The sequence below is a fragment of the Agreia sp. Leaf283 genome, from assembly GCF_001422485.1.
Classification (GTDB): Bacteria; Actinomycetota; Actinomycetes; order Actinomycetales; family Microbacteriaceae; genus Agreia.
In genome coordinates, this window is the sequence record NZ_LMNF01000001.1 from 1058332 (window position 1) to 1083747 (window position 25416).

Below are 25416 nucleotides of genomic sequence, written 5' to 3' on the forward strand. Positions count from 1 at the left end.
CATGTCCCTCACCACCACAGCCCGGCGGCTTCTCGCCACGGGTGCGCTCGTGGCCGCAACCGCCCTCGCGGTCAGCGGATGCGGCGCCATCACCACCGGCAACGAGGCCGGATCCACCGACGGAGGATTCCAGCTCGCGTCCTACATCCAGGACCGCGTCGACAGCGGCGAGCCCATGCGCATCAAGCTCAGCTACCACGACCCCTCCCTCGCCTTCGCGACGCCCATCTCGAAGGGTATGGAGAAGGCCGGCGACGAGATGGATGCCGACGTGCAGCTCATCGGCCCGACCGGTGGCGACGCAGCCAAGCAGGTCTCCGAACTGCAGACGCTCATCCAGCAGAAGTCGATCGACGGCCTCGCAGTCTCGTCGGCCTCGAGCGACGCCCTCAAGCCCGTGATCGCCCAGGCCTACGACGCTGGAATCCCGATCATCTCGTTCAACACCGACAACCCCGACTCCAAGCAGATGGGTTTCGTCGGCCAGGACCTGAAGGGGTCCGGCAAGTCCGAGGCCGAGGAGCTGGTGAAGACGCTCGGTGACGGCGCGACCGGCAAGGTCGTGGTCTTCTCGCTCGACACGGGAGCCGGATGGTCGAACGACCGATTCAGCGGCTTCGAAGAGGGAATCAAGGCGTCCGGCCTCGAGGTCATGGGCCCGGTGAACGTCGGCAACGAGCCGAACGCCGCGTACAACACGGTCGAGTCGACCATGGCCGGTGCCGGAGACGTCGTGGCCATCGCGGGCCTCGACTGCTGCAGCACGACCGCCGCGGCCAAGTGGGTCGAGCAGTCGGGCAACACGGGCAAGATCACCATGGTCGGCTTCGACCTGCTTCCCCAGACCGCCGACTTCGTGAACAACGGCGTCGTCTCGTTCACCATCAGCCAGAACCCCGAGGAGCAGGGGTACCAGGCGGTGAAGGTGCTGGTCGATTTCCTGAAGGACAAGACGGCGATCAAGGGCGTCGATACCGGCGCCCAGTTCATCGACAAGTCGAACATCGCCGACGCGACGGTAGAGGGCTGATGACGATGCCTTCCCCGCTCGACAAGGCCGATGCCGCCGGCGACCAGGCCGACGTCGCCATCCGCATCCAGAACCTGAGCCGCAGCTTCGGCCCGGTGCGGGCGCTCGAAGACGTGAGCTTCGACGTGACCGCAGGCGAGACCACCGCGCTGCTCGGAGAGAACGGTGCCGGCAAATCGACACTGCTCAAGATCCTGGCCGGCCTTCAGCCCCCGAGCGGGGGAGGCGTCGTCGCCTTCGGCGAGAACGTCGAATCGTATGACCCGAACACGATGCTCACGAGGTACGGCATCGCGATCGTGCCGCAGGAACTCTCGCTGCTGCCCGATCGGAGCGTCGCCGAGAACATCCTGGCGGGCATCGAGCCCGGCAACCGCTGGTTCCCGTCACGACGCCGGATGATCACGCGGGCGTTGGATCTGCTGGCCGACCTCGATCTCGTGGTCGACCCCAACGCGCCTGTCAGGACTCTCGACCTGGCCACCCAGCAGCTCATCGTTGTCGCGCGATCGATCGCCCGGGAATGCCGCGTGCTGATCCTCGACGAGCCCACGGCGATGCTCACCCCGGCCGAGTCGGACCGACTGTTCTCCTTGATGGCGACGCTCAAACGGGCCGGCACGACCATGGTCTACGTCTCGCACCGGATGCCCGAGGTGTTCCTGCTCGCGGACCGCATCGAGGTTCTGCGCGACGGCCGTCAGGTCGCCGGATGGAGACGTGACGAGGTCACCCCCGACCAGGCGGTCGCCGCCATGGTCGGGCGAGAACTCGGGCAGTTCACCTCGCGAGCCGAGCTCTCGGTCGCCCGTGCGACCGACCGCGACGAATCGGTGCCCGCTCTCGCCCTGCGCGGACTCTCCGGCCGCCGTCACCACGGCGTCGACCTCGAGATCCGGCCGGGAGAGATCGTCGGCATCGCAGGTCTGCCCGACAGCGGACGCGTCGAACTGCTGCACAACATCTTCGGCGGAGACGCCGGAGACGCCGGAGGCGACGGAACCGTCGAGCTGCTCGGCCGGCCCTATGTGAACCGGAGCCCCATCGAGAGCGTGGAGCGGCGGCTCGGATTCGTTCCGGGTGAGCGGCGGGCCCAGGGATTGTTGACCTCGATGAGCGTGGCCGAGAACGTGGGCGTGCTCACGGTGAAGGCCCTCACCTCGGCCGGGCTGCTCAAGCGTCGGGCGTTCGACAAGCGCGCCACCGAACTCGCGCGAGGCTTCCGGGTCAAGACCGCCACCATGGACCAGCCGATCACGAACCTCTCGGGCGGCAACCAGCAGAAGGCCATGCTCGCCCGCTGGATCGCCATCGACCCCGCAGTGCTCATCCTCGACGAGCCCACCCGAGGCGTCGACGTGGGGGCGAAGGCCGAGATCTACGAACAGCTCTTCGCTCTCGCGGATCGCGGCGTGGCCATCATCTGCTCCTCGTCGGACCTGCCCGAACTGCTCACCATCACCGACCGGATCGCCGTGATGTCGGAGGGGCGCGTCGTCGACATCGTCGCGACCAAGACCGCCACCGAGGAGTCGATCATGACCTCGGCGACCGGAGCCGTGACCCATACGGGAACGCTCGCCTGAGCATCCGGACCTCACCCGCTCGACCATCTCGAAAGGACAACCATGAAGCGCACAGGTATTCTGAACGCCCAGCTGAGCGGCGCACTCGCGACCCTCGGCCACACCGATCTCATTCTCGTCGTCGACGCCGGCTTCCCCATTCCGCGTGACGCGCAGCGCGTCGACCTGGCCATCGCGCAGAACCTGCCAGACCTGCGCACCGTCATCTCGCTCATCGCCGACGAGATCATCGTCGAGGGCGTCGTGCGTGCCGACGACGTGACCAGCAACAATCCGAAGCTCGACGAGTGGCTGCTCGACCGGTTCGCCGACGCCGAGTTCAGCACTCGAACCCACGCCGACATGCTCGGCGAACTCGCCCGCCAGGCGAAGGTCATCGTGCGAACGGGCGCCTTCGAACCGTGGGGGAACATCGGCCTGTTCTGCGGCGTCGACGTGCCGCAGTGGTTCGGCGGAGAGGGCGTCATCGCGCCCGACTACTACGCATCCAAACTCTGATTCACCACCTCAAAAGAAAGCGAAACTCACCATGACCGACACGACCACCGCTCTGCAGGAGCTCTCTCCTGCGCAGCTCGCCCCCTTCATCCAGCACACGAAGATCGAGTTGGGCAGCACGCGCGACGAGATGATCGCCCACGCCCGCGAGACCGCCGAGCACGGATTCAACGCGGCCATGGTGCCGGCATCCTGGGTGCCGCTCGTCGCAGCGGAACTGAAGGGAACGGGAATCGAGATCGCCTCGGCCCTCGACTTCCCGACGGTCGGCGTGATGACGAGCGCTGGCAAGGCGGCCGAAGCCGCGGAGATCGCCCGCCTCGGCGCCACCCAGCTCGACATCGGCGTGCAGGTCGGCTGGCTCAAGAGCGGGATGTTCGACGAGTTCCGCGAAGACATCGCGGGCGTCGTGCGCGCATCCGGCCTGCCCGTGAAGGTCATGCTCGAGCTGCCCCTGCTGACGGACTCCGAGAAGGAGGCCGCCGTCGAGCTCGCCATGGAGGCCGGCGCCGCCTACCTGAAGAACGCGTCGAGCGGCGCCGTCGAGGTGGCGAACCCCGACAGCGTGCGGTTCCTCGTCGAGCGCGCCCGCCCGGGTGTTCTGGTCAAGGCGTCGGGATCGATCAAGAGCTACCCGCAGGCCCTCTCGCTGCTGCAGGCAGGCGCCGTGCTGCTCGGCACGAGCGCGGGAATCTCGATCATCTCGGACACGGGCGACGACGCCACCGTCAGCTACTAGCGCACGACACCCTCCCGGTCCGGATGCGCGAAACGCTCCGGGCCGGGAGACTGGGAGACCACGGCAGGAGCGTCAATGACCAGCACGAACAGCACGGCCGGGGAGACCGCCATCAACAGGCAGGCCCCGGTGGCTATCCATGCGCAGATCTCGGAGCGGATCCGCACGCGGATTGCGACGGGCGAGTGGCCCGCGCACTACCGGCTCAAGAGCGAGCCCGAGCTGGCATCCGACCTCGGAGTGAGCCGTGGAACCGTGCGTCGCGCCCTGGCGACGCTCATCCACGAGGGCCTTCTTCGGCAGGTTCGAGGGCGCGGAACGTTCGTGACCTCGATGACCTTCGAGCCGTCGATCGCCCAGCGGCTGAGCACCCTGTCGGAGGACTTCTCAGACCAGGGCGTCATCTTCGACACCTCGGTGATCTCCCACGCCGTGATCGAGCCGCCGAAGCCCGTCGCGGCCCTGCTCGACCTGCCGGCATCCGGTCGTGTGCTGAGCCTCGTGCGGCTGAGGTCGATGGCCGACGCGCCCGTCACCTACCTCACGAACTACGTGCGCGCCGATGTCGTGCCCGGCATCGACGACTTCGACTTTTCTATCGTCAGCCTGTTCGGCACGCTCGAGGGCCACTATGGCCTGAAGATCGGAACGGCGCGACGCACCTTCAGTGCCGAGGCCGCCGATGCCGAGGTCGCGTCGGCGCTCGACATCGCCGTGGGTGCGCCGGTGCAGTACATGCAGCAGGTCACGTACCTGTCAGACGGCCGACCGATCGAGTACTCCGACGTGTGGATCCAGAGCGAGAAGCTGAAGGTGACGTCGCTGCTGTCGCGCCGGTAGGTGTTGCGTATTCAGGAGGAGAGCCCGGCCGCGTGGATTATGGCGGCGGCGACGCTCTCCTCCTGAATCAGTTACAGCGCCCGCGGGTCAGCAGCTGATCGCCGGGTAGTTCGCCGTGATCGTGTCGTTGTAGGCGACCCCGTCGACCCGGGCGAACGACTTCACGGTCGCCTGGCCCGCGGCGAGCGAGGCGCTGCTGCCCGCGAAGGTCCACACCGCGTGACCCGAGGCTCCCACACCGGTGAACTTCTTCTCACCGAGAGGAGTCGTGACGCGCACGTCGTTCGGGGCGGTCGACCCGTTGAGCGCATCCACCGTGATCCGTGCCACTCCGCTCGCGCAACTGCTGGTGGCGGTCGCCGTGGTCTTCAGGGCGAACGCCGGCTGGGGAGGCGTCGTCACCGCGGTGGCGTAGCTGATCGTCGCCTTCAGCCGTGCGCCCGATTCGTAGAACAGGTAGGTGCCCGTGTCGTCGGTCACGATCTCGGGTGCCGCGACCCGGCCCGTGTCCTCTCCGACTCCGCTGGAGGCGTGAAGAACAACGGGTGCGCCCACCGTCGACAGGGTGTCGTCGATCGTACGAGCAAAGGTCTTGCCCGAAGACGCGTGGTAGATGATGTACTTCTGTCCGCCCCACTCCCACAGGTTGGCGCCCGACACGTTGCCCTGGTCGAGGCTGCCCGGGGTCACGATGGGGGTGGGTCGCACGACCCAGCTGCGGCCATCGACCGACTCGGCCACTCGGATGCGGCGGGAGTTGGCCGTGGTGTTCTCCATGTAGAACATGCCGTAGTTGAAGCTCGACGTCGGGTCTGGATGCGTGAAGACACGCGCGTACGACGTCTCGGTCGTCGTCGCGCCGCCCATGGCATTCGTCACCGCGGTGCCGCCGTAGGTGAAGGTCACGCCGTCGTCGGTCGTCGCGTAGCGGGTCTGGTCGTTGCCCCCGTGGAAGTACAGGAACATCGTCTGCTCCTGGGCGTTCCAGATGGCGTCGGGGCTCGACACGTGATTGACGCTGTAGTTCGGCGACCAGACGTTCGAGATCACGGGGTTCGAGGCGTACTCGGTCCAGGGTCCGGCGAGCGAGTCGGAGTACATCATCGAGATTCCGCCGGGGCTGTCGTGCGGCGCGTAGTAGAGATACCACTCGCCGAGCGGATTCGTCAGATGCTCGCCCGCGTGAAAGACGCTCGGAAAGATGAACTCGTCGGTGGGGTTGTAGTCGAGCTGCTCGGGCACGGTGATCTCGCCGGCGAAGGCGAACGTCGGCAGCGGATCGGCCGCCACGGCAGAGGGTGCGGAGCTCGGTGCCAGCGCCGGAACGAGGGCGAGCGCAAGAGCGGCCGCGAGCAGAACGGATAGCCGGCCGGGCCACCGTTTCGGAGGTTGAGAGGTGAGGGGGATCACGCGATGTCCTTTCGTCGTCACTGACGGGGTGGATGGCCGATTTTGATAATACGTATTATCACCGACTCGATTTTCACGCTACCCCACGTGACCCGCAAAAAGGAAGAGTCATGGTCGATCTTGGCCCTGTCGAAAAGTCGCACTTGCGCAATCGAGATAATGCGTATTACTGTCGGTTCTCGACCCGATAATGCGTATTACCGTTTCGGGTCGACACGAGATCCAAGGGAGCACCTCACATGTCACGAGCCGTCAATGGCCGAGTCACCCAGAAGCAGATCGCCGAACTCGCCGGCGTGAGCCAGGCCACCGTCTCGCTCGTTCTGAACGGGCGCACCGACGAGGGAATCCGCATTCCCGAGGAGACCAGGGCACGCGTCCTGCGGGTGATCGAGGAGACGAAGTACGTGGCCGACCCCTCGGCCCGACGCCTGGCGGGAGCCGACAACAGAATCCTCGGCGTGTTCACCTACGAGCCGGCGTTCCCGACCCGCAGCCTCGATTTCTACACGCCGCTGCTCGCGGGCATCGAGGCCGGCGCAGAGAAGCTCGGCAGCGACCTGCTGCTCTTCACGAGCACCCCGGTCGTCGACGGCCGCCGCCAGCTCTTCCACGAGCAGAACCGCCTGCTGCTCGCCGACGGCGTTCTCCTGCTCGGTGTCGAGATGGACTCCCACGAACTCGAGCGCCTCGTCGAAGGCGGCTACCGCGTGGTCGCGGTCGGTCGGCGCGAGACGCCTGGCATCCCCTACGTCGGAATCGACTACTCCTCGGCCACGCGCAGCCTGGTGAGCCGCGCCCTCGACCTCGGCCACGAACGCGTCTTCTACCACCGGGTCGGCAGCGAGGGCGAGTCGGTGCGAGACCGACTCGAAGGCGTGCGGATGGGCACGGCCGATCGCGCGGTCGCGATCGAGAGCCGCATCGGCACCCTCGCCACGGTCGCCGACGACTGGGCCGCCATCCGGGCCTTCGCCCCGACCCTGCTGGTCGTCGAGTCGCCGGATGTCGCATCCGCTCTCTACGAGGCGGCCGAGCGCGACGGTGTCGACGTTCCCGGCGAACTCAGCATCGTGGTGCTCGGATCGTCTCCGCGGCTCACGCCCGACGACGTGGACTTCACCCGGCTCAACCCGCCTCGGGCCGAGCTCGGCGAACGCGCCGTGCACCTGCTCTCGCGCATCCTCGACCCCGACCAGTCGCCCTCCGATCTCGATATGCGAAGCCTGCTCGCCTGCACGATCATCGACGGCGCGACCCTGGCCGCACCGAGCAGCGAGGGAACGAAGTGACCGCGCAGCATGCCGACGTGCTGATCATCGGCGGTGGACTCGGAGGAGTGGCCGCCGCTCTCTCGGCGCTGCACCGGGGTCGAACCGTGATCATGACCGAGGAGTACCCGTGGCTCGGCGGCCAGTTGACGAGCCAGGCGGTTCCGCTCGACGAGCACACCTGGATCGAGCAGTTCGGCGCCACCCGCAGCTACCGCGAGCTGCGCGATGGAATCCGCGACTACTACCGCCGCCTCTATCCGCTCACGGCGGCCGCCCGACGCGAGCCGACGCTCAACCCCGGCGCCGGGCTCGTGAGTCGCATGTGCGCCGAGCCCCGCGCCGCGGTGGCCGTCATCGACGGACTGCTCGCGCCGCACATCTCCTCGGGCAGGCTGCGTGTGATCCACGGCGTTCGTGCGGTGGCCGCCGTGCGCGACGGCGATCTCGTGACGTCGGTCGACGTCGAAGACGCGACCCGCGGCATCCGCACCACGCTCAGCGCGACCATCGTGCTCGACGCCACCGAGACCGGCGAGCTGCTGCCGCTCGCGAACATCGAGCACGTCACCGGATTCGAGTCGCGGCACGACACGGGGGAGCCGAGCGCTCCCGACGAGGCGCAGCCCGAGAACCAGCAGGCCTTCAGCTGGTGCTTCGTGATCGATCACATCGAGGGCGAAGACCACACGATCGATCGCCCCGAAGACTACGACCGGTGGCGCACCCTGCAGCCCGACTTCTGGGGTGCGCCGATGATCTCGCTGACCGGCCCCGACCCCCGCACCCTCGAGATCTTCACGCGCACCTTCACCCCCACGATCGACGACGACCCGCTCGCGCAGCTCGCCGACCAGCGCGCCGAGGGCGGCGACCGCGAGCTGTGGACCTTCCGTCGCATCCTGGCCCGTCGCCTGCTCGAGCCGGGCACCATCGACAGCGACATCGTGCTGGTCAACTGGCCGATGATCGACTACATCGGAGGCACCCTCACCGGCCCCGAGCCGTCGAAGCACCTCGAGGCCGCCAAGCAGCAGTCGCGCGCGATGCTCTACTGGCTGCAGACCGAGGCTCCCCGTCCCGACGGGGGCACCGGATGGCCGGGGCTGCGCCTGCGGGGCGACGTCACGGGCACGCACGACGGATTCGCGCAGGCCCCGTACATCCGCGAGTCGCGGCGCATCAAGGCCGAGTACACGGTCGTGGAGCAGGACCTCTCGATCGAGCTGCGTGGACACGGCAAGCCGAAGCAGTACGACGACACCGTGGGCATTGGCATGTACCGCATCGATCTGCACCCCTCGACGGGCGGCGACAACTACCTCGACATCGCCTCCTCGCCGTTCGAGATCCCGCTCGGCGCCCTCATCCCTGTTCGCGTCGACAACGTCATTCCGGCCGGCAAGAACATCGGAACCACCCACATCACCAACGGGGCCTTCCGGCTCCATCCCGTCGAATGGAACATCGGCGAATCGGCGGGCGCGCTCGCGGCCTTCTGCGTCGAACGTTCTCTCACCCCTCGTCAGGTTCGGGCAGACCCCTGCCTGCTCGGCGAATTCCAATCACAGCTCGCCCGTCAGGGCGTCGAGCTCCACTGGCCCGACGTCACCGGTTACTAAGGAGAAACAGCACATGAGAATGTCAGCAATGAAGCTGAGCGCGACGGCAGCCCTCGCGGTCTCGGCCCTGGTTTTGAGCGGATGCGCCGCGGGCGCCTCCGACGACGACACTCCGGTGTCGCTGAGAATGACCGTCTGGACCTCGAACGAGGACCAGCTCGCACTGTTCGACGAGATCGCCGACGCGTACATCGCCGATCACCCCGAGGTGAAGAGCATCACGTTCGATCCGCTCGACTTCGAGAGCTACACGACGACCCTCACCACCCAGCTGGCCGGAGGAAACCCGCCCGACATGGCGTGGGTGCTCGAGAACGCCGCGCCCGACTTCGTCTCCTCCGGCGCCCTGGTTCCCCTCGACGAGACCCTCGAGGCGACCAAGGGTTACGACCTCGACGACCTGTCGCCCAGCGCTACCGAGCTGTGGACCGATGGCGACGGGCAGCTCGCGGCCTACCCCTTCTCGACCTCGCCCTTCGTCGTCTTCGCCAACGACGACCTGCTGGCCGCCGCCGGCCAGCCCACCGCGGCCCAACTGCAGGCCGACGGCCGCTGGAACTGGGAGTCGATCTCCGAGGTCGGCTCGGCCGTGAACGCGACCACCGGCAAGGCCGGCTTCGTCGTGCGCGACTTCGACTACACGCAGTGGGACTACCTGTCGACCGTGTGGGGCGGCTGGGGTGCAGAGCCGTGGTCGAAGGACGGCGCCACCTGCACCATGGACTCGCCCGAGATGGTCGACGCCTTCACCTTCCTGCACGACGCCGCCTTCACGGCGAAGTCGATGCCCGGCCCCGGAACCGCGGCCGACTTCTTCGCCGGCGAGGCCGCGTTCACCGTCACCCAGATCTCGCGAGCCTCGCTGCTCGGCGAGTCCGGCATCCAGAACTGGGAGCTCGCGCCGCTGCCCGAGGGGCCGGATGGCGACTACTCGATCGTTGGCCAGGCCGGTGTGGGCGCGCTCGCCCAGGCGGAACACCCGGAGCAGTCGGCCGAGTTCATCGCCTACTTCACCAACCCCGAGAACTCGGCGAAGCTGGCGCAGTACTTTCCGCCGGCCCGCACCTCGCAGCTCGACGCGGCCACGCTCTCGGCGGCCAACCCCGTGCTGACCGAGGAGCAGCTCGGAGACATCGTGGTTCCCGCCATCGAAAACGGTGAGGTGCGCCCCTCGCACACCGGCTCGGCGGAGATCCAGCAGGAGGTGCGCTCGGCACTCGACGCTCTCTGGGTGGCCGATGCCGATGTCGAAGGCACCCTCGGCGACGTCTGCGCCGCCATCGATCCCCTGCTCGAGCAGTGACCGACACCCTCGAGCGAGAGACGGTGACCACGGGTCGTTCGGGTCGTTCGGGTCGCGCTGCCGATCGCAGCGCGGCCCGGGTCACCCGGCGGCGGCGTCGCTCGCTCTCGGGCAACGACAACCTCGTGGGCTACCTCTTCGTAGCCCCGCAGGTGCTCGGCATCGTGGCCTTCGTGCTGCTGCCGCTGGTGCTCATCGTCTACTACAGCTTCCACGAGTGGAACGTGCTGGCGAACACTTTCCGCTTCGTCGGCACCGAGAACGTGGAGAGGCTCTTCTCTGACCCGAAGGTGGCGCCCGTTCTCGGGGCGACCGGCATCTTCTCGGTGGGCCTGGTGATCGGCAACCTCTCGATCGCGCTGCTGCTGGCCGTGCTGCTCAACCGCAAGGCCCGGGCGATCACGCTCTTCCGCACTCTCTTCTTCTCGCCGGTCGTCGTGTCGCTCGTGGCGTGGACGATTGTCTGGGGGTTCCTGCTTCAAGACGACGGAGGCATCAACGGGCTGCTGCAGCTCGTCGGCGTCGAGGGACCGAACTGGCTGAGGGAGGGACCGACCGCGATGCTCAGCGTGATCGTGGTGCAGGTCTTCAAGAACGTGGGCCTCAACATGATCCTGTTCCTCTCGGCGCTGCAAGGCGTTCCGAAGGAGATCACCGAGGCCGCCGCGATCGACGGCGCGGGCCCGTTCCGCACCTTCGGCCGCATCACACTGCCGCTCATCTCGCCGATGATCCTGCTCACCACGATCATCACCATCGTCGGCTCGCTGCAGGTGTTCGCGCAGATCGCCGTGCTCACCCAGGGCGGGCCGGGCATCTCGACGACCGTGCTCGTCTACTACCTCTTCCAGCAGGCGTTCGAGTTCCACCGCTTCGGCTACGGCTCGACGCTGGCTCTCGTGCTGTTCGTGATCGTGCTCATTCTCACGGTCGTGCAATGGCAGCTCAGAAAGCGATGGGTTCACTATGAAAACTAGGCGCCGTCCCGCGCTGCGGGCCCTCTTCTACGTCGGGCTGAGCCTGCTCGCCATCCCGTTCGTCTTTCCGACGTGGTGGATGATTACCTCGTCGTTCAAGCCGATCGGTGAGATCTTCGCCTTTCCCCCGACGCTGTGGCCGCAGCATCCGACCATTCAGCCGTATGTCGACGCGTTCACCGAGCAGCCTTTCCTGCTGCAGTACTGGAACAGCATGTACATCGCGGTCGTCGTGACGGCGGCGACCATGCTCTTCTCGGCGATGGCCGGCTACGCGTTCGCGCGCATCCGGTTCCCCGGTGTGAACGCCCTGTTCCTCGTGGTGCTGGTCGGCCTGCTCGTGCCGTCGGAGGTGACCATCGTGCCGCTGTTCCAGATCTTCAACCAGCTGGGGCTCGTGAACACGCATTGGCCGCTGCTGCTCGTGACCACCTTCGGGGCGCCGAGCGTGCTGGCCACGTTCATCATGCGTCAGTACTTCGTGACCCTGCCCGTCGAGCTCGAAGAGGCGGCGCGGCTCGACGGCCTCGGCCGCGCCGCGATCTGGTGGCGCATCGCGATGCCGCTCGCCAAGGCATCCCTCGGTGCGGTCGCGATCTTCACGTTCCTGCACACCTGGAACCTCTACCTCGAGCCCACCGTCTACCTGCAGAGCCCCGAGCTCTTCACCCTTCCCCAGGCGCTGACCCGATACACGGATGCGTATGGCGGGCAGATGTGGAACGTGCAGCTGGCCGCGGCCACCATGACGGCGGTGCCGGTGCTCGTGGTGTTCGTGCTGGCGCAGCGCCAGTTCGTGGAAGGGCTCGCTCAGACGGGGCTGAAGGGGTAGCGGATGCGACGGGGTCGGCGCGGCTGGTTCGTCAGGCCGAACGACGACTCGCGTTAGTTCGGTTTGTTGTTGCTAAACCGAACTAAACGGATCATAATTTCGGTATGTCGGCCTCGTTGGACCATCCCGGGTGGCCCGCGCATGAGATCGAAGCCCTTCCGTGGCAGCAAAGAGCGCGCGGAGGGACGCGTGAGGACCGCATGGTTCGGTCGATCGACGCCACTGTTCCGCCGTTCATCGAACACCTCGACTACACGCCATCCCTTGGGCTCATATCCCTGGCCGAGAGTGCGCTCATTGCAATCGCCCAAGCCGACACGGATGCCGCCGGCAAGTCTGTCGCGCTCAGCCGGTTCATGATCCGAACAGAGTCGGTCGCCTCGTCGAAGATCGAGCGAATCACGGCCAGCGCTGAAGACTACGCGGGGGCGATCGCGGGAAACCGAAGCAACTCGTCGGCCGTGAGCATGGTCGCGGCGAGCAGCGCACTCCACGAGCTGGTGACGGTCGTCGGAGAGCGCGGTGTCTTCTCGCTGGACGACGTGCTCGATGCTCATCGATCGCTGATGAATGAGGATCCGGTCGAGGCGGACTACGCGGGTCGCCTGCGAGATATGCAGAACTGGGTCGGCGGGTCGGACTATTCGCCGAGAGGCGCGCTTCACGTTCCTCCCGCCCCCGAGCGGGTCGAACCGCTGATGCGTGACCTTCTCGGCTACCTCAATCGCGACGATGTCCCTGCGCTCATTCAGGCATCGATCGCCCACGCGCAGTTCGAGTCGATCCACCCCTTCACCGACGGGAATGGTCGTGTCGGTCGTGCACTCGTCTCGGCGTCGCTGCGACGGCGCGGTGTGACCAGGAACGCGGTGATTCCGTTGGCGTCAGGAATTCTCGCTAGGAGGGACGATTACTTCGAGGCGTTGGGAATCTATCGCCGGGGCGACCCTGCCCCGGTCGTCGAGCTCTTCACTCGCGCCGCACGCGTTGCGGCACAGGAGTCGCGAACGTCGATCGACCGGATCAAGGCCCTGCCGGGCGAATGGATAGACGAGGTCAAGCCGCGCAAGGGTTCGGCGCTGGCAGCCTTGCTGCCCGTCTTCTTCGATCATCCCGTCATGAACGCCGACGAGGTCGAGCGCTACTCGGGTGCCAAGACGGTGCAGACGTACGCAGCGATCGATCGGCTCGTCGAGGCCGGGGTGATCCGAGAGATCACCGGGCGCAAGAGGGACCGCGTCTGGGTGGCGGCCGACCTTCTTGCCGAACTCGACGAGTTGGACAGGCGCATCCAGCGGGCGATGTAGGAGTCGAGTGCCCCACGCTACCCGGCGGTGAGCACGGCCCGCGCATCCGTCGGCCAGCGCTGGCTGGGTCAGGACTTCAGCGCCTCCGCGAACATCACGATGATGCCGCTCGGGCCACGCACATAGCTGAGCTTGTAGACGCCCTCGTAGTTCGCCACCCCGCGAAGCGGGTGACATCCATGTTTCGCCGCGATCGCCAGGGCGTCGTCGATGCTGTCGACCGAGAAGGCGACGCGGTGCATGCCGATCTCGTTCGGCAGGGTGGGCGACGTCTCGATGGCGTCGGGGTGGATGTACTCGAACAGCTCGAGCATGCCGTGGCCATCCGGCGTCTGGAGCATCGCGATCTTCGCGTGGTTGCCGTCGAGGCCCACAGCGGTGTCGGCCCACTCGCCGCTGACCTCGTCGCGGCCGACAACGGTGAGGCCGAGGTCGGTGAAGAAGGCGATAGTGGCGTCGAGGTCGGTCACCGCGATGCCGACATTCTCCAGTTTTATGGGCATGCGGGTCATGGTACTCAGGCGCCTGCCGAGCCTCTAGAGCGGGCGGTCCCCAGTCAGCTGTCTAGCGCTGTGAACGACGGGATGCGATCGCGCTCGATGTGCGCGTACGCCACCGACTCGGCGACCCGCTCGTTGCCCGAGGCGATCGCGTCGCGCAGCGTCACGTGGTCGTGGAAGGCGTCATCGGCGTCGAGCTGCGACGTCAGATAGAAGAGCCAGATCATGCGGCCAGAGACCGAGCGCATGAGCGTGGTCATCAGCTCGTTGTCCGCCAGCTCGACGATCGCCTCGTGGTACGAGGTGCTCGACTGGGCGATCTTGTAGGCGTCGCCCTCATGCACGAGGTTCTGCGAATCGTGCAGCGCCTCGTCGAGGGCGGCGATGGATGCGCCCGCTGCGATCTGACGTGCGGCATAGCGGGCGGCCCCGACCTCGAGGCACAAGCGCAGGTCGAAGAGGTCGTTGACGCCCTTCTCGGTCCACGTCTCGACGACGGCGCCACGGCGCGGATACGTCTTGACGAAGCCGTCGCGCTCGAGCTGCGGAACTGCTTCGCGCAGTGGAACCCGGGAGATCTGCAGCTCCTCGGCCAGTCGCTGCTCGGCCAGTCGCGATCCCTGCGGGTAGCGGCCCAGAATGATGCCTTCGCGCAGCGCCAGATACGCCTGCCGCGACAGCGAATCCGGGCGGACGAATGCTGTCGGGTCGGTCTCCGTCGTCACAAGTTCTCCTTGGGTGGGGGCGAACACGGGTGGGGCCGCCGGAGAACCGGAAGCCCCACCTGTATTCAGAATGGCCTATTCAGCGATCGAGAGAAGGCTGAAGTCGAGTTCGTTCGCGCCGATGTTGTGCGATTCGGCAACACCGTCGAGCCACTTCTGCGACACGACCCAGTCCTTGTTGTACGACAGGTTCATGTAGCAGCCGGTCGCCGAGTAGGTCTGCGCGGCCTTGGCGAAGAGCGCCTCGTCACCGGTCTTGACGGCCTCGTTCAGGTCGGCGTCGGTCGACGGGTCGTCGCAGAGGAAGTAGTTGATTCCTCCGGTCTTGTCCCAGAAGACGTGTCCCCACATGTAGGGGTTGCCGCCGTCCGGTCCGTTGTTGCCGTCGATGAACGCGTCCGGTCCCTGGGTGGGGTCGTTCGCCCAGCCGAACACCTGCGAGGTCGGGTAGCTCTGGGCCGTGGCCTGGATACCCGTGGTCTGCAGGTTGGCGGTGACGATGTTGGCCATCTGCTCGGCGTTCGTGTTGCCGGATGCGTAGCCCACGACCATCTCGGATCCCTCGGGCAGAGTCTTCGCGTAGTCGGCCATCACGGTCGGGTCGTACTCGATGTTCTGCTTGTCGGAGCCGTCGGAGATCATGCCCTTGGCGTAGAGCGTCGTGGCCGGCTCGGAGCGAGCCCCGAGAACCTGGTCGACGAGCTTCTCCTGGTCGATCGACTGCAGGAAGGCCAGGCGGGCCTCCTTCTCGGCGAAGAACGGCTTGCTCGGGTTAACGGTGACGAGGGCCGACTGGAGCGTCGGCAGCATGTCGCTGTTGAATGCCGCGTTGCCGTCGTACTTGTCGAGGCTCGACGAGGGCAGCGCCGCGACGATCGCCGACACATCGCCCTTGTCGAAGGCCAGCTGGAGAGCCGACACGTCGTTGTAGATGGGCAGCTCGACGGTGGTGAAGGGCGACTTCGTGCCCCAGTAATCGTCGTACTGCGTGAGCGTGTACTTGGCTCCCGGCTCGACGGCGCTCAGCTCGTAGGGTCCTGTGCCGAGGTCGTGGGTCTGCAGGTAGGTCTGCGCGTTGTCGGAGCCGGCGTTCTCCTCGACCCCGGTGGGCGACACCATCTTCGGACCGAACGGCGACGCGAGGTAGTCGAGGAACGCCGAGTTCGGCTCCGACAGCGTCACGACGGCCGTGAGGTCGTCGGGGGTGTCGACCGATGCGACGCCGGCCGCCATGTAGGCGGCCCCGCCGTCGACATCGACCCGGCGCTGCAGCGACGACTTGACCGCTGCCGAAGTGAACGGGGTTCCGTCGTGGAACGTGACGTCGGGCTTGAGCGTGAACGTGTACGTCGTGAAGTCGGGCGAGACCTCCCACGACTCGGCCAGACGGGGTGCGATCTCGACCGTGTCGATGTCGTTCTTGTACTGAACAAGACCCTCATACGTGTTGAGGACGATAGCGAGGCCGTTGTTGGCGTAGTAGATGTCGGGGTCCGGCGGCTGGCCGATGTCGCCGAGCAGTCCGATGGTGAGAACGCCGTCGCTGGGCGCGGCGTTGGGGGTGCTGGTCGTGCCGCTCGCCGTGCAGGCGGCCAGCGCGAGCATGGGCACGACGGCCAGGGCGGCGAGGCCCGCGCGAACGAGCTTCCGGGTCTTTCGAGATGTCACTTTCGACTCCTTGGAGAGGGGGTGGGGTGGGACAGGGAGATGGTGCCGTGTGGTGCGGTGGTGCAGCTTGTGGGGTGGTGGGTCAGGCGGCCAGGCGCGGGTCGGCCGCGACCTGCAGGATGTCGACGATCGCGTTGGTCACGATGTAGACGGTTCCGAGAACGAGGGTCACGCCGGCGATCGCGGGAAAGTCGGAGACGGGGATGCTTCCGGCCAGGTAGTTGCCGATGCCGGGCCAGCTGAAGATCTGCTCGACCACAACGACGCCAGCGAACATGAAGCCGAGCTGCAGGCCCGCCATCGACAGGCCGGGGCCGATCGAGTTGCGCACGACATGCCGCCTCAGCACCGTGAACGGAGTGAGTCCCTTCGACTCGGCCGTGCGCACATAGTCGGCGTTCATGGTGGCGTCGAGGCTCGAGCGCAGGATGCGACCGATCGCGATGGCCGGGGCGATCGCCAGCACAACGCCGGGCAGCAGCAGATGCTGGAACGCGAGCCCGATCGAGGCCGGCTGCCCGGTCAGGATGCTGTCGAGGATGACGAATCCGGTCGGCGAGCTGCTGTCGACGCCGCGCCCGTTGGCCGGAAGCCAGCCGAGCTGGGCGTAGAACAGCACGATCCCGCCGAGCGCGAGCAGGAACGGCGGAGCGGCCGCGAGCACGAGCAGCGGACCGCGGAACAGGGCGCCGCCCTTCCAGCGCAGGGATCCCGAGACCGCGAACAGCACACCGAGGAGTACCGCGACGAGGAACGAGAAGATCACGAGCTCGAGCGTCGCCGGCAGAAAGGACTGCAGGTCGGTGAGCACGGGGCGGTGAGTTCGGAAGGACTGGCCGAGGTCGCCCTGCAGCAGGTTCGCGATGAAGCGCAGGTACTGCGCATAGATCGGAGCGTTGAGCCCGAGCTCCTCGCGCTTGGCGGCGATGGCCTCGGGCGACGCGTTGGCGCCGAGGTAGGCCTTGACCGGGTCGCCGGGGCTCACGGCCTGCAGCACGAAGATGATGGCCGAGAGCACGAGCATGAGCACAACGGCGGAGCCGGCCCGGCGGACGATGAATCGGAACATACGGCTACCTCCTTCGTGCCAGAAGCGTTCGAACGGCGTCGCCACCGAGGTTGGACAGCAGGCTGAGAACGAGCACGGCGAGACCGGGGATGACCGGCACCCACCACTCGCTGAGCAGCTGCGACAGGTTGCGCGCGGTGTCGGCGCCGAGTTCCGGGGCGGGAGCGGGCTGGCCCAGGCCGAGGAACGACAGGCCGGCGAGCAGGAGCACGACGTTGCCGATGTCGAGGCTTGCCGTGACGATCGCGGTCGGCACGACTCCCGGAACGATGTGCCGGAACACGACCCGGGTGCGGCTGGCCCCGGCCACCCGCGCCGCCTCGACATGGGGCCGGGCGGCGAACGACTTGACCTCGCCGCGGATGATGCGGGCGTAGTACGGCCACCACACCACGGCGATGCCGATGAGCGTGTTCTGCAGGTTGTAGCCGAGGGCGGCGACGATGGCGATCGCCACGAGGGTGCCGGGCAGCGCCAGGAACAGATCGGTGAAGCGCATGAGCAGCGCGTCGAGCCAACCGCCGAACACTCCCGCGGCGATGCCGACGATGCCGCCGATGACCAGCCCCGATGCCACGATGACGAGCGACGAGAACCACGACACCTGCACCCCGATGAGCGTGCGGCTCAGGATGTCGCGGCCGATCGAGTCGGTGCCGAGCGGGTGACCGTCGGATCCTGGCGCAAGGTTGAGCGCGCCGATCGGCTGCACCGGATCGTAGGGCGTCAGCACCCGGGCGAACAGCGCGACCAGGGTCAGGATGCCCAGGGCGACCAGGATGACCACGCTCAGCCGGGTGCCGGCGTGCGCGCCCAGGGTGGCCGCAGGCATCCGGAACCGGCGCGAGCCGACCTCGGGAACCGCCGCGCTCACGAGAGCACCCCGATGTCGGGAACCGATGCCAGCAACGACCGGGTGTACGGATGCTCGGGGTGATGGATGACGTCGTCGGCGTCACCGCTCTCGACGATCGTGCCCTCGGTCATCACCACGACGCGATCACCCATGAGCCGGGCGACGGCGAGGTCGTGCGTGACGAACAGCACGGTCATGTCGAGGCTGCGGCGCAGCTCGCGGATGAGGTTGAGCACGCTCGCGGCGAGCGACGCGTCGAGTGCGCTCGTCGGCTCGTCGCAGAGCAGAACGGACGGCGGGATGATCGTGGCGCGCGCCAGGGCCACGCGCTGGCGTTGGCCGCCGGACAGCTGCGCGGGACGGAGCGCGGCGACGGTCTCGGGCAAGCCGATCGCCTCGAGGGCGTCGCCGATCCGGCGGGAGGCGGCGGCGCGATCGAGCTTCGCAGGGCGCAGCCGCTCGCGCAGGATGTCGCCGACGGTGAGCCAGGGCGTGAGGGAGGAACCGGCATCCTGGAACACCATCTGCGCGCCGCGGCCCGCGAGTTCGACGCGCCCTGTGGTGGCCGGGGCGAGTCCGGCGATCACGCGCAGGAGCGTGGACTTTCCCGAGCCGCTCTCTCCGACGATCGACACGGCTTCGCCGGCCGCCACGGTGAGGTCGACGCCGCGGAGGGCGTGCACCTGGCGCTTGCGGCGGCCTCCGCCCTTGAGGGCGAAGACCGTGGTGAGGTCGGTGATGCGCACGGCGGGGGCTGCGGGTGTCGCGGTGGTGTCAGCGGACGCGCCGGGTCGGGCGAGCGAGGCGATCGGCGTCGCATCGCTCGTCTCGTGGGTGTAGCCCTGCACATCGGCGACCGTGCGCCAGCAGGCGCGGAGATGCTCGGTCGCGGTGTCTGCCGTTCCTGCCGTGTCGCCTTGCGACGCCGGCGCGAGCGGGGGCTGCTCGGTCGCGCACCGCTCGACGGCGAGCGGGCAGCGCGAGTGGTAGGCGCAGCCCTTCATTCGCTCGGCGGCGCTCGCGGTCTCAGGTCGCAGGGTGAGCAGCCGGCGGTCGCGCGGGGTGTCGAGCGAGAGACGGGAGCGCAGGAGCCCCACCGTGTAGGGATGGGTCGGCCGGTGGATGATCTCCTCGGTCGCGCCGATCTCGGCGATGCGCCCGGCGTACATCACGGCGACGCGGTCGGCGATCTGGGCCGCCACGGCGAGGTCGTGGGTGATGAGCATCACGCTGCAGCCGAACTCGTCGCGAAGTTCGCGCAGCAGGTCGAGCACCTGGGCCTGCACGGTCACGTCGAGGGCGGTGGTCGGCTCGTCGGCGATGATCAGCGACGGACGGCCGGCGACGGCGATGGCCGCCATGATGCGCTGGCGTAGTCCGCCGGAGAGTTCGTGCGGATAGACGGTGAAACGCAGCGGGGCGTCGGCGATACCCACCGCCGACATCAGCCGGATCGACTCGGCCGAGTCGTGTGTGGCCTCGGTGATCTGCGCGCCGACGCGCATGGTCGGGTTGAGCGACGTCATCGGATCCTGAAAGATGACGCCGAGCTCGTTTCGTCGCACGGCGCGCAGCTGCTCGGGGCTGCCGTGCACCATGTCGACGTCGCCGACGCGGATGGTTCCGTCGACCTGCGGATCGGCCGCGACGGGCAGAAGGCCCATCATGGCGAGAGCCAGAACACTCTTTCCGGAGCCCGATTCGCCCACCATGCCGAGGATCTCCCCCCGGCCGACGGTGAGGTCGATTCCGCGCAGCACGTCGGAGCGCACTCCGTCGCGCACCAGGCTGACGCGGAGGCCCTCGACGCGGGCGGCGGAGTCAGACATGGCGGGTCACCTCGGGCGTCGTCAGGGCGGCGTGAACGACCGCATGGATGTCACGGGGCTGGGTCAGCCAGACGTCGTCGCCCGCCCGGGCGGCGATGTGCTCGAGCGCGCGGGTCAGTTGGCGGAGCCGGAAGGGAGCGCCCGAGATGAAGGAGTGCACCACGATGCTCAGTACGAGCGGCCGCTCGGGCGTGGCCGCGAGGAGGAGCTCGTCGAACTCGTCGATGATCATGTCGGCGAACTCGGCGGCGCCGACATGGCGACCGATCATCGACGTGCTGTCGTTGAGCTCGAGCGCATAGGGAACGGAGAGCAGCGGCTGCGAGCGGGTGGTGAGCCAGGTGGGCTGGTCGTCCATGCGCAGGTCGAGGAGATAGCCGTAGCCGGTCTCGCCGAGCAGGTCGAGGGTGTTGTCGGTGTGCGAGAGCCACGGGCTCGACCAGCCGAGGGGGGCTGCGCCCTCCTCCTTCTCGATGCGGGCGGAGACGGCGGAGAGATAGGCGCGCTCCGACTCCTCGTCGAGACCCACGAGCGAATCGGAGTTCGAGATGCCGTGGCCGACGAACTCGGCGCCGAGTCTGCGGGCTTCGGCTATGAGATCGGGGGCGCTGTCGTAAACGGCGGTGTTGAGGAGGACTGTCGGGGGGATGCCCAGCCGCTCCAAGCGACCGAGTAGACGAAAGGCTCCCACGCGGTTGCCGTAGTCGCGCCAGCTCGTGTTCACGAGGTCGGGGGTGGGAACCCCGTCGAGCAGATTCTCGGTGTGTCCGTCTCCGAAGTGGTAATCCTCGATGCCGACGGCCACGTAGACGGCAAGCCGGGCGCCGCCGGGCCAGGTCGGTCCGACGCGCGTCGTGATCGGGGAGTACGGGTAACGGTCGTGGGCTGGAATGCGTCGGGCGAGGGACGCCGAGGTCGTCGATTCGGTCATCGATTCGGTGGTCATGAGGGTCCGATCCATCTGTTCATGCCGACATCGGCCGCGGCCGACTGTCGGACCATCGCCTGGTAGGGCGCCACGAGCGGCCGCGCCGCCTGGCGCGCCCGCTCGATCACGGGGAGTTTGCGGGCGAAGAGCTCTCGAGCCTCGTCGAGCAACGCGGTCTCGTCGACCGTGGTGACGGAGCCGTTCTCGAAGACGACACGACCGCCGACCATGGTGAGGCGCACGCTCGCGCCCTGCTCGCAGTACACGAGCTGGCCGCGCAGGTCGTTGAACGGGGTGAACGCCGGGCTGTGCAGGTCGAGCAGGGCGATGTCGGCGAGCCGGCCCTCCTCGATGGCGCCGAGGTCGTCGGAGCGCAGGAGCGCAGCGGCTCCGCCGCGCCACAGGCTGTCGAGCACCTCGGCCGCGGTCGGCCAGAGATCGCTGTCGAGGCCCGACACGTTGTGCACGAGCCCGGCGGATTTCACGACTCCCCAGAGGTTGACGCTGTCGTCGCAGACGGCCTCGTCCACTCCGAGCGCGACAGGAATGCCGAGCTCACGCATCCGGCGGTATGGAGCGACGCCGCTGCCCAGGCGGAGGTTGCTGACCGGGTTGTGGGCGATGGTGCTGCCGGCCCGGGCGATCAACTCGAGGTCGTCATCGTCGACCCAGACGGCGTGGATGACGTTCATCCGCTCGCTCAGCAGCCCGAGGTCGGCGGTGTAGTGCACGAGCGAGCGGCCGGCGAAGCGTGGTTGCTTAGTCATCAGGGTTCGCTGAGCCTTGGTCTCGAGCATGTGGGCGAACAGCGGGATGCCGTGGGTGCGGCTCAGTTCGTCGAGCGCACCGAAGTACTCGGGGCTGACGCGCTGCGGGGCGGAGATCGAGACCGCGGCGGTGAGGCGACCATCGTGGCTACCGTGCCAGCGGTCGAGCAGATAGTCGTAGGCCTCGAGCAGGCCGGCCGCATCGAGGGGAGCGGGCGCGTCGAGCGCCGCGGCGAGGTCGCCCCCGGCGGTCTCGCGCAGGAAGGGCAGCTTCTCGGCCTCGGGAATCTCGGGCTGGTCGAGCGCGACGGATGCGCGGATTCCGGAGTCGGCGTAGGCCTGCATGACCGCGTCGATGATCTCGGGAGTGGGGTACGGCATCAGGAACGCGTCGTCCTGCACGGTCGTGGTGCCGGTGCGCAGCATCTCGAGGGCCGCGAGCATCGTGCGGAGGTAGGCCTCGCGCGGCGTGGGCGTGAGCTCGGGGTCGGAGGGCGACTCGAACAGCATGAAGAGCTCGAGGGGCAGGCTCGGCATCGATCCCTTCATGTGGTTGGCGGGGGAGTGGAAGTGGGCGTTGATGAGTCCGGGCACAACGATGTGGTGGGCGCGGCCGGCGATCTCGCGGTGCTCTTCGTGGTCTCGGCCAGGCCGGGTCGCGACCCGCTCATCGAACCGGCGGCGGGCATCCGGGCCGATGGTCGCGATGCGGTCGCCCTCGACGAGCACGTCGGTGGGGCCGAACATGCCGCTCGTCGCGGTGTCGTCGTAGACGTAGACGTCGCTGAAGAGGATGCTCATTCGGCCACTCCCTCGGGGGCGGGTGAAGCGGAGGGTGCCGCCCACGTGCTGACGCGGGACGTGCCGAGGCCCTGGGCGAGGAGGCCGTCGGCGAAGGCGACCGCGGCGGATACGCCCTCGACGACCGGCGCGCCGAGGGCGTCGCTCAGCGGGCCGACCAGCTCGGCGAGCCCGGCGCATCCGAGAACGATGGCCTCGGCCGCGTCGTCGGCGAGGGCGCGGCGGCCCTCGTCGATGAAGAGGGGGAGGAGGTGGAGCGACCCGTCTTCGACGGCGGAGACGGGCTCGTCGATCGCCCGCACGACGACCCGGTGTTCGAGGCCGAGCGTACGCACGACGCGGTCGGACATCTCGCGGGTGCGCGGCGGCATCGTGATGACGGTGAAGCGGTGGGCGATGAGTGCGGCGGTGGAGAGGGCGGCCTCGGTCATGCCCACGACGGGGCCAGAGGCGGCCTCGCGGGCGGCGGGAACTCCCGTGTCGCCGAAGCAGGCGATGACGTAGGCGTCGGGTCGCTCGCCCGGGGCGCCGGTCTCGAGCCGCTGCACCTCGGCGAGCGCGGATGCGGCGCCGTGCACCTCGTCGATGTGACTCTCGATGCTCGGCACTCCGTGGGCGGGGGTGATGCCGACGAGCTCGGTGCCTTCTCGGGCCGCGGAGGTGGCCGCCGCGACGACCGATGCGGTCATCGCGGACGTTGTGTTCGGGTTGATGATCGCGATGCGCATCAGCGCGCCTCGCTCGGGGTGGTGGATGCGGCGCTAGTGCCGCGTTCGCGGCTGCTCGCCCGCAGCAGTCCGTCGATGCCGAAGGCGCCGATCGCGATGCGGGCGGCAGCGGAGCCGGCCTCGGCCGCCGCGACGGGGTCGCCGGTGAGCAGGTGCACGGCCGCGAACGCACCGCAGAAGGCGTCGCCCGCGCCGGTGCTGTCGACCGGCGCGACCGTCTGCGCGGCCACCTCGACGACGTCGGCCTCGGGGGCGGCCAGCACGAGGCATCCATTCTCTGCGCGCTTGATGACGACGACGGATGCGCCGTGGCGGGCGAACAGGCGCGCGGCGGCGGCGAGGTCGTCGGTGCCGGCGAGGTTCACGGCCTCGACCTCGCTGGGGAGGAAGACATCGCACTGGCCGACCAGTTCGAGCAGGGCCTCGCGGTTGCCGTCGAGGTAGTCCTCTTGCAGGTCGAGGTAGATGGTGGCGTCGGTGTTGGCGCGCAGCCAGGGGCCCAGGGCGAGCTGCGAGGCCAGGCTCATGGCCGAGACGAGAATGCCGGATGCGCCGAGCGCGTCGGCGTCGACGTCGGCCGGGTAGACGGAGAGTCGGTCGAAGTCCTCTTCGGAGGCGAGCATGTCCCAGGTGCGGGTGCCGTCGGAGTGGTACGTGATGACGTTGCGCACGGTGGGCAGGTCTCGGCGGGGGAGATCCGTGACGGTGATGCCGGCGTCGTCGAGCGAGTCGAGGACTCCCGCGGGCAGGTCGGTTCCCACGGGAGCGAGCATGCGCACCGCGTCGAGGTGCAGTCGCGCGGCGAGTGCGGCGTAGGCGGCGTCGCCTCCCATCGCGGGCTCGCTCGGCTCGCCGTTGTGAACGGCGACGTCGACGGTGAGGTTGCCGATGCAGACGAGGGACGGGGTTTCAGGCACGAGGGGTCTCGTTTTCGCTCGCTGCTGCCAGCTCTGCTTCGGCCGCCGCGAACTTGGCCATGCCGAGGTGGTAGCCCACGAGCTGCGCGGCGGGAAGGTAGAGCAGGGGGCTCAGAGTCTCGTCGATCGCCGGCAGCCCGAAGATCACGTTGGCGTGTTCGGCGAAGGCCGTCTCGCCGATCGTGGTGAACACGTAGAGCTGGCCGCCGAAGCGGCGGGCGTCGGTTCCCGTGTCGACCGCGCGGGGAACGGAGGGGCCGGTCGGGGCGATGAGGAACATGGGCTCGCCGGGCTTCTGCGAGTTGTAGTGGTGGAACTCCTCGACCTCGATCTCGACGGCGTGGTCGGGCGTGGTCTCTTTGATCTTGGCGGCGCCGACGATCGCGGCGGCCCAGTTCGGCCCCGCTGCAGAGAAGAGGTACATCGGTCGATGCGCCTCGGTCGCGGCGACGGCGGCGATCGGCTCGTCGAGGGAGGCGAGCACCCCGGCCATCAGCTCGGGCAGCCCGTCGAGTGCCGTCGAGAGTTCGGCAGAGCGGTGGATGCCGCGGTGCGCGCCGACGAGCACGGCGAGACGGAAGAGGAGGGCGACGGCGGCCGTCGACGACTGGGTCGGCCAGCCGACGCGGGTCGCCTCGATGAGGAGGGTGGTCTGGCTCTCGATATCCAGTGTCGACCCCGGGGTGTTCGTGAGGCCGAGGGTCATGGCGCCGGCGTGCTGCGCCGCGAGGGCGGCCTCGACGGTGCGCGTGGTCTCGCCCGAGCTCGACAGGGCGATCACGAGGCTGCGCTCGGTGACGAGGTGCGATCGGTAGTAGGCGAACTCCAGGCTCTGCACCGGTTCGCACGCGACGCCGAGCATCTCCTCGAGGATGCTGCGCGCGGCGATCATCACCGCGAGGGAGTCTCCGGCACCGACGAGGAAGACCCGGTCGATCGACGCTCCGGCGATCGTGTTCGCGAGGTCCCTCAGGGTCTGCTCGTTGCGCAGCCACGTCGCGCGGATGGCGTCGGGCTGGCCGAACATCTCGCCTCGCGTCGCCTCGACCCGGAGGCGGCGCTTGGGGTCGAGCGGGTCGTCGGTCGGCAGGGCCAGGATGCTCGCCCGTTCTGCTGCTGAGACGCGCTCGACGACCTGCTTCTGCCGCGCGTCGAGCGGGCTGTCCGGTCCGAGAAGGGGGCTGTCGAGGATGGGGGTGCTCATGGGGTGCGG

Annotated in this window: 23 protein-coding genes; 11 read left to right on the top strand and 12 right to left on the bottom strand. The window is 68.1% G+C overall.

What is annotated here, in order from left to right:
• The first annotated feature begins 1 nt into the window (after position 1).
• The 5 genes from ASF51_RS04815 to ASF51_RS04835 all read left to right on the top strand — a co-directional run bounded on the left by ASF51_RS04815 (position 2) and on the right by ASF51_RS04835 (position 4693).
• A complete protein-coding gene (locus ASF51_RS04815) occupies positions 2-1030 on the top strand; it encodes a substrate-binding domain-containing protein (protein WP_055925919.1) in 1029 nt (342 codons plus the stop codon).
• Positions 1030-2616, top strand: a complete 1587-nt coding sequence (locus ASF51_RS04820) for a sugar ABC transporter ATP-binding protein (RefSeq protein ID WP_055925922.1) — start codon at positions 1030-1032, stop codon at positions 2614-2616. The genes ASF51_RS04815 and ASF51_RS04820 overlap by 1 nt, the downstream gene beginning before the upstream one ends.
• A gap of 42 nt (positions 2617-2658) precedes the next feature.
• Positions 2659-3114 carry a D-ribose pyranase gene (rbsD, locus tag ASF51_RS04825; protein ID WP_055925925.1) on the top strand — a complete coding sequence of 152 codons (456 nt, stop codon included), beginning with the start codon at positions 2659-2661 and terminating at the stop codon, positions 3112-3114.
• 31 nt (positions 3115-3145) lie between these two features.
• A complete protein-coding gene (deoC, locus tag ASF51_RS04830; RefSeq protein WP_055925928.1) occupies positions 3146-3853 on the top strand; it encodes a deoxyribose-phosphate aldolase in 708 nt (235 codons plus the stop codon).
• A 75-nt stretch (positions 3854-3928) separates the two neighbouring features.
• Complete coding sequence (locus tag ASF51_RS04835) at positions 3929-4693, top strand: GntR family transcriptional regulator (RefSeq protein WP_055779366.1); 765 nt, start codon at positions 3929-3931, stop codon at positions 4691-4693.
• Positions 4694-4780: 87 nt separating this feature from the next.
• Here the strand turns inward: ASF51_RS04835 and ASF51_RS04840 are convergent, their stop codons facing one another.
• The gene (locus tag ASF51_RS04840; RefSeq protein ID WP_055925931.1) at positions 4781-6103 is read right to left on the bottom strand and encodes a hypothetical protein; all 1323 of its coding nucleotides are present in this window, start codon (positions 6101-6103) and stop codon (positions 4781-4783) included.
• Positions 6104-6342: 239 nt separating this feature from the next.
• On the opposite strand from ASF51_RS04840, the gene ASF51_RS04845 reads away from it, so the two are divergent.
• The 6 genes from ASF51_RS04845 to ASF51_RS04870 all read left to right on the top strand — a co-directional run bounded on the left by ASF51_RS04845 (position 6343) and on the right by ASF51_RS04870 (position 13415).
• Positions 6343-7395 (top strand): LacI family DNA-binding transcriptional regulator, encoded by a 1053-nt coding sequence (locus ASF51_RS04845; protein WP_055925934.1) that lies wholly within the window; start codon positions 6343-6345, stop codon positions 7393-7395.
• Positions 7392-8996, top strand: coding sequence for an FAD-dependent oxidoreductase (locus ASF51_RS04850; protein ID WP_082479545.1), 1605 nt, complete (start codon positions 7392-7394; stop codon positions 8994-8996). Before ASF51_RS04845 ends, ASF51_RS04850 begins: the two co-directional genes overlap by 4 nt.
• Positions 8997-9009: 13 nt before the next feature.
• Positions 9010-10299 (top strand): ABC transporter substrate-binding protein, encoded by a 1290-nt coding sequence (locus ASF51_RS04855; protein ID WP_082479546.1) that lies wholly within the window; start codon positions 9010-9012, stop codon positions 10297-10299.
• On the top strand, positions 10296-11276 hold the full coding sequence (locus tag ASF51_RS04860; protein ID WP_235497135.1) for a carbohydrate ABC transporter permease: 981 nt from the start codon (positions 10296-10298) through the stop codon (positions 11274-11276). The genes ASF51_RS04855 and ASF51_RS04860 overlap by 4 nt, the downstream gene beginning before the upstream one ends.
• Positions 11266-12108 carry a carbohydrate ABC transporter permease gene (locus tag ASF51_RS04865; RefSeq protein WP_055925940.1) on the top strand — a complete coding sequence of 281 codons (843 nt, stop codon included), beginning with the start codon at positions 11266-11268 and terminating at the stop codon, positions 12106-12108. Before ASF51_RS04860 ends, ASF51_RS04865 begins: the two co-directional genes overlap by 11 nt.
• Before the next feature lie 200 nt (positions 12109-12308).
• Positions 12309-13415, top strand: a complete 1107-nt coding sequence (locus ASF51_RS04870; RefSeq protein ID WP_082479547.1) for a Fic family protein — start codon at positions 12309-12311, stop codon at positions 13413-13415.
• Between the two features lie 68 nt (positions 13416-13483).
• Here ASF51_RS04870 and ASF51_RS04875 read toward each other — a convergent pair whose 3' ends face one another.
• From ASF51_RS04875 to ASF51_RS04925, 11 genes are all read right to left on the bottom strand, one after another.
• Positions 13484-13918: a VOC family protein gene (locus tag ASF51_RS04875; RefSeq protein WP_055927893.1), complete on the bottom strand. Its 435-nt coding sequence runs from the start codon at positions 13916-13918 to the stop codon at positions 13484-13486.
• A gap of 53 nt (positions 13919-13971) precedes the next feature.
• On the bottom strand, positions 13972-14640 hold the full coding sequence (locus tag ASF51_RS04880; RefSeq protein WP_055925945.1) for a GntR family transcriptional regulator: 669 nt from the start codon (positions 14638-14640) through the stop codon (positions 13972-13974).
• Positions 14641-14715: 75 nt separating this feature from the next.
• Positions 14716-16308: an ABC transporter substrate-binding protein gene (locus tag ASF51_RS04885; protein ID WP_055925946.1), complete on the bottom strand. Its 1593-nt coding sequence runs from the start codon at positions 16306-16308 to the stop codon at positions 14716-14718.
• A gap of 82 nt (positions 16309-16390) precedes the next feature.
• A complete protein-coding gene (locus ASF51_RS04890) occupies positions 16391-17377 on the bottom strand; it encodes an ABC transporter permease (RefSeq protein ID WP_055925949.1) in 987 nt (328 codons plus the stop codon).
• A gap of 4 nt (positions 17378-17381) precedes the next feature.
• A complete protein-coding gene (locus tag ASF51_RS04895) occupies positions 17382-18251 on the bottom strand; it encodes an ABC transporter permease (protein ID WP_055925953.1) in 870 nt (289 codons plus the stop codon).
• Positions 18248-20062 (bottom strand): ABC transporter ATP-binding protein, encoded by a 1815-nt coding sequence (locus tag ASF51_RS04900; protein WP_055925955.1) that lies wholly within the window; start codon positions 20060-20062, stop codon positions 18248-18250. Before ASF51_RS04900 ends, ASF51_RS04895 begins: the two co-directional genes overlap by 4 nt.
• Positions 20055-21008, bottom strand: a complete 954-nt coding sequence (locus ASF51_RS04905) for a polysaccharide deacetylase family protein (protein WP_200926086.1) — start codon at positions 21006-21008, stop codon at positions 20055-20057. The genes ASF51_RS04900 and ASF51_RS04905 overlap by 8 nt, the downstream gene beginning before the upstream one ends.
• Entirely contained in the window at positions 21005-22558 is a 1554-nt protein-coding gene (locus ASF51_RS04910) for an amidohydrolase family protein (RefSeq protein WP_055925958.1), read from the bottom strand. The genes ASF51_RS04905 and ASF51_RS04910 overlap by 4 nt, the downstream gene beginning before the upstream one ends.
• On the bottom strand, positions 22555-23286 hold the full coding sequence (locus ASF51_RS04915) for an aspartate/glutamate racemase family protein (RefSeq protein ID WP_055925961.1): 732 nt from the start codon (positions 23284-23286) through the stop codon (positions 22555-22557). Before ASF51_RS04915 ends, ASF51_RS04910 begins: the two co-directional genes overlap by 4 nt.
• Positions 23286-24203, bottom strand: coding sequence for a carbohydrate kinase family protein (locus tag ASF51_RS04920; protein WP_055925964.1), 918 nt, complete (start codon positions 24201-24203; stop codon positions 23286-23288). The genes ASF51_RS04915 and ASF51_RS04920 overlap by 1 nt, the downstream gene beginning before the upstream one ends.
• Positions 24196-25407, bottom strand: coding sequence for an SIS domain-containing protein (locus ASF51_RS04925; protein WP_055925967.1), 1212 nt, complete (start codon positions 25405-25407; stop codon positions 24196-24198). Before ASF51_RS04925 ends, ASF51_RS04920 begins: the two co-directional genes overlap by 8 nt.
• Positions 25408-25416: the final 9 nt, after the last annotated feature.